Annotated in this window: 13 protein-coding genes; 6 read left to right on the forward strand and 7 right to left on the reverse strand. The window is 66.9% G+C overall.

What is annotated here, in order from left to right:
* Positions 1-113: 113 nt before the first annotated feature.
* The 4 genes from ABZX75_RS22045 to ABZX75_RS22060 all read right to left on the reverse strand — a co-directional run bounded on the left by ABZX75_RS22045 (position 114) and on the right by ABZX75_RS22060 (position 3,354).
* Positions 114-971 carry a fumarylacetoacetate hydrolase family protein gene (locus ABZX75_RS22045; RefSeq protein WP_355413042.1) on the reverse strand — a complete coding sequence of 286 codons (858 nt, stop codon included), beginning with the start codon at positions 969-971 and terminating at the stop codon, positions 114-116.
* Between the two features lie 122 nt (positions 972-1,093).
* A complete protein-coding gene (locus tag ABZX75_RS22050; RefSeq protein ID WP_355413044.1) occupies positions 1,094-1,879 on the reverse strand; it encodes a hypothetical protein in 786 nt (261 codons plus the stop codon).
* Positions 1,880-2,067: 188 nt separating this feature from the next.
* Positions 2,068-2,454, reverse strand: a complete 387-nt coding sequence (locus ABZX75_RS22055; protein WP_355413047.1) for a DUF6412 domain-containing protein — start codon at positions 2,452-2,454, stop codon at positions 2,068-2,070.
* Between the two features lie 90 nt (positions 2,455-2,544).
* A complete protein-coding gene (locus ABZX75_RS22060; RefSeq protein WP_355413049.1) occupies positions 2,545-3,354 on the reverse strand; it encodes a class E sortase in 810 nt (269 codons plus the stop codon).
* Positions 3,355-3,410: 56 nt separating this feature from the next.
* On the opposite strand from ABZX75_RS22060, the gene ABZX75_RS22065 reads away from it, so the two are divergent.
* On the forward strand, positions 3,411-4,415 hold the full coding sequence (locus tag ABZX75_RS22065) for an SEC-C domain-containing protein (RefSeq protein ID WP_355413051.1): 1,005 nt from the start codon (positions 3,411-3,413) through the stop codon (positions 4,413-4,415).
* Positions 4,416-5,017: 602 nt separating this feature from the next.
* Here the strand turns inward: ABZX75_RS22065 and ABZX75_RS22070 are convergent.
* Complete coding sequence (locus ABZX75_RS22070) at positions 5,018-5,212, reverse strand: hypothetical protein (RefSeq protein WP_355413052.1); 195 nt, start codon at positions 5,210-5,212, stop codon at positions 5,018-5,020.
* A 50-nt stretch (positions 5,213-5,262) separates the two neighbouring features.
* Positions 5,263-5,997: a hypothetical protein gene (locus tag ABZX75_RS22075; RefSeq protein ID WP_355413054.1), complete on the reverse strand. Its 735-nt coding sequence runs from the start codon at positions 5,995-5,997 to the stop codon at positions 5,263-5,265.
* A gap of 318 nt (positions 5,998-6,315) precedes the next feature.
* Between ABZX75_RS22075 and ABZX75_RS22080 the strand changes: the two genes are divergently transcribed.
* The 5 genes from ABZX75_RS22080 (at position 6,316) to ABZX75_RS22100 (ending at position 11,844) form a co-directional block, all read left to right on the forward strand.
* Positions 6,316-7,011: a hypothetical protein gene (locus ABZX75_RS22080; RefSeq protein WP_355413056.1), complete on the forward strand. Its 696-nt coding sequence runs from the start codon at positions 6,316-6,318 to the stop codon at positions 7,009-7,011.
* A gap of 62 nt (positions 7,012-7,073) precedes the next feature.
* On the forward strand, positions 7,074-8,489 hold the full coding sequence (locus tag ABZX75_RS22085; protein WP_355413265.1) for a transcriptional regulator: 1,416 nt from the start codon (positions 7,074-7,076) through the stop codon (positions 8,487-8,489).
* Entirely contained in the window at positions 8,486-10,318 is a 1,833-nt protein-coding gene (locus ABZX75_RS22090; protein ID WP_355413058.1) for a DEAD/DEAH box helicase, read from the forward strand. Before ABZX75_RS22085 ends, ABZX75_RS22090 begins: the two co-directional genes overlap by 4 nt.
* Positions 10,319-10,329: 11 nt before the next feature.
* Positions 10,330-11,307: a NaeI family type II restriction endonuclease gene (locus ABZX75_RS22095; RefSeq protein WP_355413060.1), complete on the forward strand. Its 978-nt coding sequence runs from the start codon at positions 10,330-10,332 to the stop codon at positions 11,305-11,307.
* 81 nt (positions 11,308-11,388) lie between these two features.
* A complete protein-coding gene (locus tag ABZX75_RS22100; protein WP_355413062.1) occupies positions 11,389-11,844 on the forward strand; it encodes a very short patch repair endonuclease in 456 nt (151 codons plus the stop codon).
* Positions 11,845-11,854: 10 nt separating this feature from the next.
* Here ABZX75_RS22100 and dcm read toward each other — a convergent pair whose 3' ends face one another.
* Positions 11,855-13,045 (reverse strand): DNA (cytosine-5-)-methyltransferase, encoded by a 1,191-nt coding sequence (gene dcm, locus ABZX75_RS22105; protein ID WP_355413064.1) that lies wholly within the window; start codon positions 13,043-13,045, stop codon positions 11,855-11,857.
* Between the last annotated feature and the right edge of the window lie 139 nt (positions 13,046-13,184).

Genomic DNA, 13,184 nt, shown 5'->3' on the forward strand with positions numbered 1-13,184 from the left:
GCGTACTCCGAGTACTCCGCGTACTCCGCGTACTCCGCGTACTCCGCGTACTCCGCGTACTCCGCGTACTCCGCGTACTCCGCGTACTCCGCGTAGCTACGTACTCGGCGTAGCTACGCGCCCTTGAACTCCTGGCGCTGACGGCCCAGGCCCTCGATCTCCAGCTCCACGACGTCACCGGCCCGCAGGTACGGCTTCGGCTCCGGCTGGCCCATGGCCACGCCCGCCGGCGTACCGGTCACGATGACGTCGCCCGGGTACAGGGTCATGAACTGGCTCAGGTACCGCACGACCTCGCCGACCGGGAAGATCTGGTCCGAGGTGTTGCCGTCCTGCTTGAGTTCGCCGTTGACCCACAGCTTCACGTCCAGGACCTGCGGGTCCGGCACCTCGTCGGCGGTGAGCAGCCAGGGGCCGAGCGGGGTGAAGGTCTCGCAGTTCTTGCCCTTGTCCCAGGTGCCGCCGCGCTCGATCTGGAACTCGCGCTCCGAGACGTCGTTGACCAGCACGTAGCCGCCGACGTGCGCGAGGCCCTCCTCGGCGGAGCCCAGGTAGCGGGCGGTGCTGCCGATGACGACGCCGAGCTCGGCCTCCCAGTCGGTCTTCACGCTGCCGCGCGGGATCAGCACGGTGTCGTCGGGGCCGACCACGGTGTCCGCAGCCTTGAGGAACAAGATCGGCTCGGCCGGGGGCTCGGCGCCGACCTCGGCCGCGTGGGCGAAGTAGTTCAGCCCGATGCCCACGATCTTGCCTATCCGGCCGACCGGCGCGCCGATGCGCAGCCCTTCCGCGTCCAGGGCCGGAAGTCCGCCGGTTACCGCCGCGTCCCGTACCCGGGACAGCACGGAGTCGTCGGCGAGCAGCTCGCCGTCCACATCCGTGATCAGGCCGGACAGGTCCCGCAGGGTCCCGTCCTGGTCGAGCAGCGCGGGGCGCTCCGACCCGACCGGTCCGACACGCAGCAGCTTCATGGGCATTCTCCCGTGGTCGAGGGTGGTCGGCCCATGGGCATGCCCCGGGCCGGACGATGGGTTGCGGCCATCGGAGGATTGGCCGATCCTCCAAGAAGTCCCCCCAATCCGCAAGACCCTGTTCACAGACTGGAACGGGCCCCTCCGTCGATCTCCCGCTCCGCGCGCTCCTTGCGGTGTTCGAGCCAGGCGCGCTCCGCCACGGACCACGCGGTGGTGGTGAGGAGATACAGCCCGGCCGCCAGGGGTACCAGGGCAGCCGTGATCAGCGTGCCGAAGGACAGCAGGGGCAGTACGCCGCCGAGCTTGCGCATGACCTCCTGCTGCTCGGCACTCACCACGGCGCCCGCGCCGCCCCCGGACCGCGCACCCGCGCCGGCCTTGCCCCGACCTCCCCCGCCGCCGCCCGCACCGGAACCGGCCCCCGCCCGGGTCCGGGCGGAACCGCCCGCCGCACCCGCCGCACCCGGCGCACCCGCCGCGGCCGAGGCCGCGGCCGCCCGCCGCCCCCGCACCGCGCTCCAGGCGGCCACCAGCCCGATCGCCGCGAACAGCCCGAGGAACACCAGCCCCTGCGCCCCGAACAGGCCGCCCTCCGCCAGCGCCCGGGCCCAGCTGGTCCCGAGCGGTGCGGCGAACAGTTGGTGCCCGAGCAGCTCATTGGTTTCCCCGCCGACCTCGGCCGAGGAGAACGCCCGGTACATCACGAAGAACACCGGCAGCTGCAACAGCACCGGCAGGCACCCCGCCACCGGGGTCGCCCCGCGGAAGCCCGCCCGGCTCAGCGGGTACAGGGCGACCCGTACGAGCAGGGTGAACAGCACGATCGCGGCAGCGGTCGCGGACTCGGCCAGTACCGGCTCCAGGAGCCGGCCCAACTCAACAACAAGATGGGTGAAAACGGACACGCGGGCCCTCCGAAGGGTCTCGTCGAACGTCGAAAGAGAGGCATTTCGGCGTGACGACCCGCGAGGGGCGAACGAAAGTGATCAGTCAGCAGCAGCGGAGGCAGTCCCCGGGCGGTATCGCTGCCGATGGTGACGACCATGGCGATGCCGGGAAGAAGCCGGTGCGGAAGCCTGCGTACTGCGCGCCCCTACGCGGCCGTCGGGACGAGACGGCCGGGCGCCCTCGGCCTGGAGCGGCCCGAGGCATCGGGATCGCACTGCGGCAGGAACGCGGTGCGCTGCTCGCGATCACGAATCGCGGTGCGTATTCGGTGCGGCGGCACAGGCCGTACGAGACGTGCGGCCGCTGCGAGAGCCTCCGTGCCCACGGCGACGGTGGCCGCGAGGGCGACCACCACGGCGGCCAGCCCACTCTCCCCGAGGAACAGTCCGAGGACTCCCCCGAGCAGCACCAAGGGCATCAGCACGGCCAGCGCCCTCGCCACCCGGGCGAACAGCGGGAAGGACGACCGATGGAACAGCGGGAAGGACAACGCGAAGGACGGCGACCCATCGCCACGTCGTTGCCGAGCCATGCAGACCGCCCCCTCCCACTTCCGCGCACGAACTCCCGTACGAGATCCGGTACTCGCGATCGATACTAGCCCGCCCCACTGACAACCGGGCTAGGACTTGAGCGTCCCCCACACCACCAGCCGGTACTTGGAGCTGTACTCGGGCGTGCAGGTGGTGAGCGTGATGTACGCGCCGGGCTCGCTGTACCCGTACTCCGGCTTCACCACGCTCCGCGGCACGGGCGCGATCACCCCGGTGTCCCGCTCGGTGGTCTCGCCGAGCACCTTGCCGACGACGTACGTATACCTGCGCCCCCGGACATCGACCATCAGCTCGTCCCCGGCCCGCAGCCGGTTGATGTACCGGAACGGCTCCCCGTGCGTGTTCCGGTGCCCGGCCAGCGCGAAGTTCCCCTCCGCCCCGGGCCCGGCGGTCCCGGGGTACTGCCCGGCGTAGCCCTTGTCGAGCACGGCCCGCTTGTCGATCCCCTGCGCGACGGGGACGACGAGGCCGAGGCGCGGGATGCGCAGGACGGCGTACGCCTGGTCCTTGGCCGGCGGCTTGGCGGCAGGACGGGGAGCCAGGGACGGCACAGGCGCGGTCACCACGGGCGCAGCACCGGAATCAGCCGACTCAGCGGGGACGGGGACGGGGACAGGCGGAGGCACAGGCGCAGGCAAAGGGGGGTCGGGGGCCGGGGCGGGGTCATCGCCCCAGGCGCTCTCCAGGGCGTGGACCTGCTCCTGGGCGGCGGCCATGGCCTGCCGGTTGGTCCACCACACCTGGTGCACCACCAGCAACAGGACCACCACGCCCACGGTGACGGTCAGCTCTGCGGTTGCCCACAGCACCCCCGCGAGACCGGCCCGCCGTACCCGCCGGCCCTTCCCCTGCACCACCACCGGTATGTGATCCCGCACGGGCCGCACCTTAAGACCTCCCCCGTCAACTGACCAGCGGCAGTACGGTGTGATCCATGCGCCATGACACGCCTGCCGAGCACATCGCCGAAGCCGAGCGCCTCATCCGCACGGCGACCCGTTACCCCGAGGACCAGGAGCCCTTGCTCCTCCAGGCCGCGGCCCACCTCGAACTGGCCGACGCCCGGGACCGCGCCAGCGCGCTGTACGACCAACTCCTCTCCTCCTCCCCCGCCGACCCCCACCTGATCAAGGCCCTGCAGGCGGCGAACTTGTGGGAGTACGGCCACGAACCCGAGGCCCGTGCCCTCATCTCGGGCATCCGCGCCGCGGCCCCCAAGGACCCGGCACCCTGGGAGGTCATCGCGGAAACCCTCGAAACGCACGACGAGTTGGAAGCCTCGCACGACTGCTTCACCGAGGCCGCGCGCCTCCTCATCGAGGAGGACGCCCCCCTCACCCCGGCCACGACCGCGCTCCTCACGGGCCGCCACCGCGTCCGGCGCCTCCTCGGGCGCCCGCACGACGACTGGGACATGGTCGCCGACACCCGCCACATCGGCCCGATCCCCCTGGACGAGCTCCACGACCCGAAGCGCATCTGGGCCCTGGGCTCGGACGATCCGAACGAACTCCGCGCCGAGATCGCCCGCCTCCGCGCCGAACTGGGCGACCGCCGCGCCGCTCTCTCGCGCCCCTTCCCGGTGGCCATCCTCCACTGGCCCGAGCGCGAACTGGCCGAGCTCCTCACCAGCTACCCCACCCTCGGCTCGGAGTACCCCTCCCACGAGACCCACCTGTCCAGCGTCGAGGCCTCCCTCCGCGCCCTGGCCGCCTCGGGCACCACGAACCTCGGCATCGTCACGGCGAGCGTCCCCTCTTACGAGGCCTTCGCCGCATCCGAAAAGACTTCCCCGGCCTCCCCCAGCCTCCTGGCGGAATACGCCACCACCCTGGCGGCCCGCGGCAAAGCCACCCCCTGGCCCCCTTCCCCGACGTCCCCCTGCTGGTGCACCTCGGGCAAGCCGTACGCGGAGTGCCACGGGATCGCCCACGCTTAGTCCCTGCGGGCCGGGGGCGCCGCAGGCCTGGGGAATTTGCAGCAGAGCGAAGTGGGAGCGGCTGAGGAAGGTGCATGACATCGTCCGACCGCCGAACCGGCGGTCCTGGCCCCCGGGCAGAAGGCGATGGGCCATCGGCGTGATCCTGCGACGTGGGCTCCGGCCGCCGCGCCTGGGAAGCCGAGGTCAGCCATGTGCCGCGAGGATCAGACCGAGCAGGCCGCACAGCAGCGTCAAGGTGGTGACGAACGCGGCGATGCCGAGCCCGAGGACGCGGGGACGGTACGCCCGTCCCATGTGCGAGGGTCACGGCCCCTCCAGCCGGCACCAAGGTCAGGAGGAACGCGATCGCGATGGTGACGAGGAGCAGCACGGGTCTAGTTCAAATTGAAGTTACTCCTTCATGTAGGGGGAGGCGGGCGCTTATCCGCTGGAGGACGTCCGAGCCAGACCGCGCCTCGCTGAAGGCGGGATCAGGCAGCGGCAGGTGTCCGGCCGGCTGTCACTGAGCCGTGAGCGCGGGCAGTCCGAGGAGGGGTGCGGCCGGTCTCGCCGGAAGGTCCGCATGCTGCGGCTGATGACCGGGATCTTTGTGAACTGACTTACGCGAGCCCCTCTTCCTGCGGGCCACCCCCGGGCATGGTGTCCTCGCTGCCGCTGTGCACCACGGTCACCGTGATGGTTTCGATGCTGGACCAGTCGCCGTCCTTGTGGATCGCCGGTCTCACGAACCGCTTCCGCTCGACTCGGGTCGTGGTCTCCGTCCAGCTCGTCCGCTGTTCGCCGGGGCTGTTCATGGCCTCTCCCTTATTGGGTAGAAGAATGTCGAGGGTGGCGTGATGGCGCGTCAACACGCTTCCGGAGGCAATGCGTTGCGGAGGACCAGCTCGGCGTCCTGCGAAAGACCCGCCGCCATGAGGGCGAGTGCGAGCCGCATGGTGTCGGCGTGTGTACGCTCGCCTCCGCCCAGGAGCACCGCCTCGGCGAGATCCGGGCATCCGGTCGCACGCAGCCCGGCGACGGTCGCGCTGAGCTCTCTAGCGGTCATCGTCTTACTCGCCGACCAGGCGATTCCAAGCACGCGCCAACGGTCACCCGTGGCTTGAGCGTCGACCAGCTCGCCGATCATCCGGCGAATCGGACCGGCCCCGGCGTTGCGCCGGTCCGCTGCCGGTCGGGGTGCCGCTTCCGCGCCGCCACCCGGAGCAGCCGCCTCGAGCATGCCCACGGCGGGCGAAAAACCAGGCATGGCGATTCGCGACGCCACGGACAGGTCCCTGTTCTGCTGCGCAGCAGAACGGCGAAGGTGCTCAAGTTCAGCAAGGGTGACGGGCATCTCTCCAGGGCGGACACACTGGCCCACCGACTGGTACATCGCCCGCAGCCCCTTCTCGCGAGGCACCCGCCGTCCGCTCCAGTAGTTCGACAGGGTACTCACCGGCACGTTCATGTGCCGCGCCCGCGCCTGCTGCTTGGGGGTGGGAATGGCGAGGACCAGTGCACGGAAACGCTGCACGTACCTTCTGCGGGCCGGGTGACACCCCTCCCAGAACGCCTCGCGGACATGACCGAGTGCGGCCACCGATATGCCTCCTTCGACCAGGTGTTGAGTGGTAGTCAGCTTTCTTGAGAAGGGAGACTTCGCGCAACCCGGAATGACCTACTCCACCCTCGGCCTGTTTGCGTCAGAGCGATGCGGCTGAGGGATGTTTTCACTTTGTGGTGCCGCTCTGCCCGTCATGTTTGCGTTGCGCCGCAAAGACCGGATGTGACTTGCTCCAGCTACTGCCTGCCCGTCCAATGGGTGGGCGCGAACGCAGTCTCATGCTGCCGCTCCTCGGAGCGGCGCAGTATCGGATCCGGCCCCTTGCCCTTGGCCCTTGCCCGGAAGGCAGAAACTATGACTCATCAGGAGATTCCCTCCTGGCGTGATGAAAAGCGCGGCACCATGGTGCGCTGCGCCTTGTGGCTGGTTACCGAGGTCGGCCTGGGTGAGGTGTTCACCAAGACGCAGCTTCGGGAGGCGTTCCCGGAGACCTCTCAGATCGACCGCCGTATGCGGGACCTCCGGGATCGAGGGTGGCGCATCGCCACCAATCGGGAGGACGTGACACTGAGTTCCAACGAGCACCGCTTCGTGGAGATGGGCGCCGAGGTATGGAAGCCGGGGCAGTCGAAGGCGAAGACGCCGGCCGCAACCGTTACGGCAGCGCGGCGGCTTGAGATTTTCGAGGCGGACGACCACCTGTGCCGGGTCTGCGGGATCGCCGCAGGCGAGGCTTACGACGGCGGGGTGGATACTGCCCAGCTGGACGTCGCGCGCAGGGAGGTACTTACCGCCGGCGGAACGGCCGTGACGGAGATGGTCACCGAGTGCCGCAGGTGCCGGGTCGGCGGCCGGGAGCGCCAGGCTGACCTGTCGGGCATCCTTGCCGGCCTGGCACAGATGAGCCAGATCGAGCGGGAGCACTTCGCCCAGTGGATGGCGGCTGACCACAGGGACTTCAGCAGGATGGAACGCCTGTGGGGCAGGTACCGGACCCTGCCGGCAGAGTCCCGCAAGGCGGTCAGGGCGTCCGTCGCTGTCACCGAGTAGTCGTCGCGCACGGCCCGGCCCGGCGCAGGGCTGCACGGCCGAGAACAAGGAGAATTGTGGAAATGCTGAAGTTCGCTCCGCCCCCGAAGGCAGCCGAGAACGCCGAGTTCGTCGCCCGGCGGCTCAAGGAAGCTATGGAAGGGGAAGGCCCGCGAGAAACGGTCACAGTGGAGTGGAATGGCCGCCCCCTGCACGTGGGCGTCATCGACATGCCATTGCGCGACCTGTACTACAACCCGGCAACGCACCGGATCAGAGCCCAGCGGGGGCACGACCCGGAACAGGCCCGGAACCTCGACGCTGATCCGTGGCAGCCGGAGAGTCAGGAGTATCTGAACCGGCTGCTCATCGGCAAGTCCACGAACCCGGATGAGCCTGACTCTGAGTTCGAGGCGCTGCTGGAAAGCCTGAAGGACGTTGATCAGCAGGAGCCGGGGCTGATCACTCACGAGGGCATCCTGGTAAACGGAAATACCCGGGCCGCCGCCCTGCGGATGCTCAAGAAGGCCTCGATCCGGGTAGGAGTGCTGCCGTCTTCCTTCACCTGGGAGGACATCAACGCGGTGGAACTTGCCTTGCAGCTCCGTCCCGACAAGCGGAGGGACTACTCGTACATCAACCGCCTGCTCGCCATGGAGGAACAGGAGCTGATGGGGCGGGACGCCGCGGATATCGCCAGGGAATTTCATGTCCAGCTGAAGACCTTCAAACAGGAACGGTGGATTCTTGGCGTCATCCAGGACATGATTGAGCGTAGCCGTACCGCATCCGGTTCACAGCTGAGTCTGGCCGACTTTGAAGGACATCAGGAAAACCTCAAGGAACTGCACAGGAACTACATGAGCGTGGCCGCATCCAGCCAGGAGCGCGCCGAACAGGTCAAAGAGAATCGCATTGCGGCCATCGTTCTCGATTTCGCGAAGACGAAGACCCGGCTCATCGGTGAAGAGTTCCAGAGCCATTACCTCGACAAGGCACTCCCACACGAGTTCACGGCGAACCGCCCAGTGGCCGCCGAAGCCCTGGTCTCCATCCCTGGGCTGAGCGTGGCCGTCGCACCGCCGGCGGGCTTTGTTGCACAAGCGCGGGCCGTAACCGACCAGATCCTCCAGGCCAAAGCCACCGAATCAGCACGCCATCTTTCCGCTGAAGTCCGGGCTGCGGCGCAGCAGACGGTAGTCGCTGCGCGTAAGGGCATGCGGCGGGCACTCGACGAGGCCGACCGGGATGACCGTCTCAAGCGGGTTCAGCAGACGACTGCGGAAAGACTTGACGACGCGCGGGCCGCGATCGATCAGAGCATCAGGGACCTCACTCAGGCGTTCGCGAGCAACAGTCTTGACGAGAAGAGCTTCGACAGCGCGCTGGTCCGGCTCAAGGCGAGCCTCTCGAAGCTTGCGCGGGCGGCGAACCGCGGAGTGACCCAGCGTGGCGAGGGTGTTCAGTGGCTGGTCAAGGCAAGCGAGGACTCCGCGTGACCAACCCGGCAGAGCCGTCGCTACGGCTCGGCTTTGACGAAACCCGCACGAAGGTCGTCCTCAGGGTGCGGCCGGACGGTCAAGAGCAGCTGGTCCGGCTGACAGCCCGCTTCGGCACCGGCAGTCAGCGGGGAACACTCGCTGCGGAGATCGGACTTGAGGACTTCCTCGCCCATCTCACCTTGCTCAACCGGTGGCCCGATCCGGCCGGGGTTATTTTCGCTCCTGACCTGATGGCTCTGGCCGAGGGATCGGTGAGGGACTCCCAGGCGGTCGAGGCCCGGCTGACCGCTGGCAGCCAGGGCGGGGAAGTTTCTGGGGAGGTTCTGGCCACCGATGTCCCGGAACGGCTGGGACCCGCCTGGACGGCTCCCCTCACTGAGTTCCAGCTCCGCGACATAGCCAAACTGCTGTCCCTGACGCACGGTGCGAACTTCAGTGTGCCCGGAGCAGGGAAGACGCGTACCGCCATGGCTGTCTACGCAGCGCTCCGGCACGCGGGAAATGTCAGGCGCCTGCTGGTCGTCAGCCCCAAGTCCGCGTACGAGGCCTGGGAGGAGGAGAGCAGCCTCTGCTTCGCCGCGCCCTTGACCGCCCGCGTGTTCAAGCGTCGGCCGGATGCCGGCACCGAAGTATTGCTGGTGAACTACGAGCGGCTTCACCGCTACCAGGCAGAGCTCGCTGACTGGCTGAGCGCCGCACCGGCCTTGATGGTGCTGGATGAGGCACACCGGATGAAGCTCGGCGTCAGGGGAACCTATGGCGCGACGTGTATGGCGCTCGGACCTCTGGCACGCCATCGTCTCATCCTGACGGGAACGCCTGCTCCGAACGGCGTTAAGGACCTCGAAAGCCTGCTCTCCTTCGTGTGGCCGGGTCACGGTCGGCGCGCCGTCGACAGAGCCGTGGACGGCGGGGATCTGGCCCATGCGAGCAGAGTTCTGCGCCCGCTCTTCACGCGGACCACGAAAAATGAGCTCGGCCTCCCCCCTGTGGATGTCCGCGTGCAGTACGTCGATCTCCCGGAGGCCCACCGGAGACTGTACTCCGCCCTTCGCGCGAATGCCTCGCACAACAGCCCCGAAGAGCAGGAAGAATTCACCAGGATGGGTAAGGTCCTGGTCTATCTGATGATGGCCAGCACCAGCCCAGCACTGCTCGATAAAATTACTGACCGCAACGAGCCGCTGCCTTTTTACATTCCTGATCTCGACACACCTGGCAGCGGGTCCCTGCGCGACCTCATGCACAACCTTCCCCACTTTGAAATTTCCCCTAAGTACGAGGCCGTCGTTAAAACGGTAGTTGAAAATGCCAAGGCCGGCCGCAAAACTCTGGTGTGGTCGACCTTCGTGCGCAACCTGAACACACTGGGAAGTGCACTGGCCAAATTCCAGCCAGCAGTAGTGCACGGCAGCAGCAACGACCGCGATGAGGAAATCCGGCGTTTCCGGCAGGATCCCGATTGCATGGTACTGCTGTCCAATCCGGCGACACTGGGCGAAGGAATCAGCCTGCACCACGTATGTCACGACGCGATCTACCTAGACCGTGACTTTGCGGCGGGCCGTTTCCTCCAGAGCCTGGACCGCATTCATCGTCTGGGGCTTGAGAAACACACCAATACACGTATCACTGTGCTCATCTCCCGTGGAACCATCGATGAAGTGATCCATGAACGTCTTGGCTTCAAGCTGGAGTTCATGGGGAAGATCCTCGACGATCCGTCCGTTCAGGAACTGGCCGATCCGGAGGAGGAGATGGGCTTCTGGGGAATGGATGCCACAGATCTCCGGGCAGTACTCGAACACGTGGGCCCCCGGACGTAAGGAAGAGAATCTTGCTGCCCTCAGACATTTCAGCCGCGATGAATATTCATACTGCCATTGCGTTGCGCGACGACCCGGAACTGGCTCTCGTGTATGAACAGCTCCTCCGCCTAGACCCGGAAAGACAGCGATTCGCATCGGTTCTCCGTGAGACGATCGACCAGCTGCTCAATGGACAGGCAACCGGCCGATTCGAGTGGAAAAAGCTCTACAAGACCGAGAAGACTCACGCGGGGACTCTCGTCGAAATCAACTTGCAGCGGGAGTTCAAGTTCGCTGACGGCTTGCACATGGACTACAGCATTGCGGGAGTCGATGTTGACTGCAAATACTCGCAGCAGTTCGGCAGCTGGATGATCCCGCCCGAAGCACGGGGACATCTCTGCCTGTTGGTCTGGGCGGATGACACACAGAGCCTGTGGAGCGCCGGACTGCTGCGGATACGAGAAGAATGGCTGAACCGGGGCAACAACCGGGACATGAAGCTGACGGTGAAAGCGGAACACCGCAACAAGATTCTGTGGCTGGCACACAGGGCGGAACTTCCAGAGAACGTTCTGCTGCACCTCCCCGCAGCGACACGTGACGCCATCCTCGGCCTGCCCTCCGGACAGAAACGGGTCAATGAGCTGTTCCGGCGGGTGCAGAACCGCAGAATCGGCCGTGGAGTCGTCCGTACGGTGGCCCAGCAGAGCGACTACATGGCGCGCGTACGCGAGGCAAAGGGCCGAGCTCGCACGGTGCTGCGGGCGGAAGGCCTGCTCATTCCTGGTCATTACAGCAGTCACCAGCACGTTGCCCGGGCTCTGGGCGCTAAGGTGCCCCGTCCCGGGGAACTCGTCAGCTTCCGTGTCGCTCAGGCGAGGCCACACCACGGTTCGCGCCTTCGCGTCGAACTGGACGGCCGCACCTGGGTGCTCGCCACTGCCGAGGATGCGGTGGAAACCGCCCCGTTCCTTCCCCGGCACACTGAGAGCGAGAGCGGTTGACTGGCATAGCAGCAGCCGATGTGCGCTGCCGGAGCGGCGCTCCTACACTGCCGCACGCGAAGCACGGAAGGGGCCGCAGGCATGGCTGAAGACTGGACACCTCCAGCCGGCTCGTGGGCTTCCTCAGCCGCAAGACGCCGGAACATGCAGGCCATCCGCAGCCGTGACACCAGACCTGAGCAGCTGATCCGCAGCCTGGTCCACGCACAGGGCCTGCGGTACAGGGTTGCGGCAAAACCACTGAAGGATCTTCGCCGCACAGCGGATATGGTGTTCCGTCCTGCGAAGGTGGCGGTCTTCATTGATGGCTGCTATTGGCACGGGTGTCCTGAGCACTACGTGCCGCCGAAGACCAATCCTGGTTACTGGTCAGACAAAGTGGCCCGCAATATGGCCCGCGACCGGGATACGGATCGGCGCCTGCAAGAGGCTGGCTGGACGGTCCTGCGCTTCTGGGAGCACGAGCCCTCCGGAGAGTGCGCGATCCGTATCGCCGCAGAGGTCGAGAAGCGCCGTGCCCGGACACAGGGCCAATGAGACAGCCTGATCAGTCCTGCTCGCGGTCTCGCTCTCGGGCTGCTTGCAGAACCTCAATGATCGACTTGCCCACAGCAGCAGCCACAGGGGGCGGAAAGGCGTTGCCCACCTGCCGGTACTGCGCAGTCTTTCTACCGTCGAAGGACCAGCCTTTGGGGAAGCCCTGGATGATCGCGGCCTGTTCCACCGTGAGCATCGGCCCTTCCGGGCGGAAGAGGTCCCTCTCTTCGGATTCCTTCTCCGCGCAGGTCGCCGCGTCATTGGCGACGCCCATCCCCGACACCCCAAGCTGCTTCCATGCCGCCTTGGCGCGGCTGGGCCCGAGGTCGGCTCCCCCGTGCTTCCGCGAACCACCGACCAGGGTGGGTGCGATGCCGCCCCCTTTGCCCTTGAGCTCAGCGTCACGCTCCGTCGCCCTCTGGAGCCACGTCGCATACGCCGCCCGGGCCCGCTCCTGGTGAGCACCCTCGAAATAGCGCTTGTACCGGTCGTACATGCTGCCCTTGAGGGCGGCTGCGACGCTCACTGGATCCTCGTGCGTCGGAGACGGCCACTCGTACTTCAAATCCTTGAGCACGTCGTCTCGGATGGCTACCAGAATGGCGCGCGGACGCAGCTGCGGAACCCCGAAGTTGCTGGCCTCGAGAACGCCCCACTTGCACACCGTGTAGCCGAGCCCGACGGCGGAGGACGCACGCCCGTCCTCCTCACGGTACGTGCCGCCTTGCAGCTGGGCGACGATCCAGTCCCGGTAGTCGGAGAACTTCGGGTCCATGATCCCGCGGACGTTCTCGATCATGACCGCACGCGGGTTCAGCTGCTCGACCAGCTCCAGCATCCTGGGGAAGAGATCGCGATCATCGTCCCTGCCCAGCTGCTTACCGGCATGGGAGAACGGGGGGCACGGCACACCGCCGGCCAGCAGATCCAGCCCGTCCCTCCGCAACACCTCGCCGCTCTTCTTGAGATCCCGGGCCGGATCGAACGACTTGACGTCAGTGGGAGGGAGGAGGTCACAGTGCTCCTTCTCCCACCTCCATTCCTTCAGCCCCTCGATGTTCTTGCGCAGCGTGCCCACCGCGTGCGCGTCGATTTCTACGAGCGCGAGGTGTCTGAAGCCTGCCTGGTGCAGTCCGATGGCCTGGCCACCAGCTCCAGCACAGATTTCAATCGAAGTGAACTCGGCCTCAGTGCTGGTCATGCACCCTCCTTGAACAGATACCCCGCTGGCGCCTTGTGCCACCAGCTATCACAGAGGGTGACAGACCCCACTGACAACGCCCCGGCTATTGTGCGGCATCGCCCGGGCCCTCAGGACACTCCACCACCCCAAGGCGGAC

It is taken from the genome of Streptomyces sp. NPDC003038 (assembly GCF_040611115.1).
Classification (GTDB): domain Bacteria; phylum Actinomycetota; class Actinomycetes; order Streptomycetales; family Streptomycetaceae; genus Streptomyces.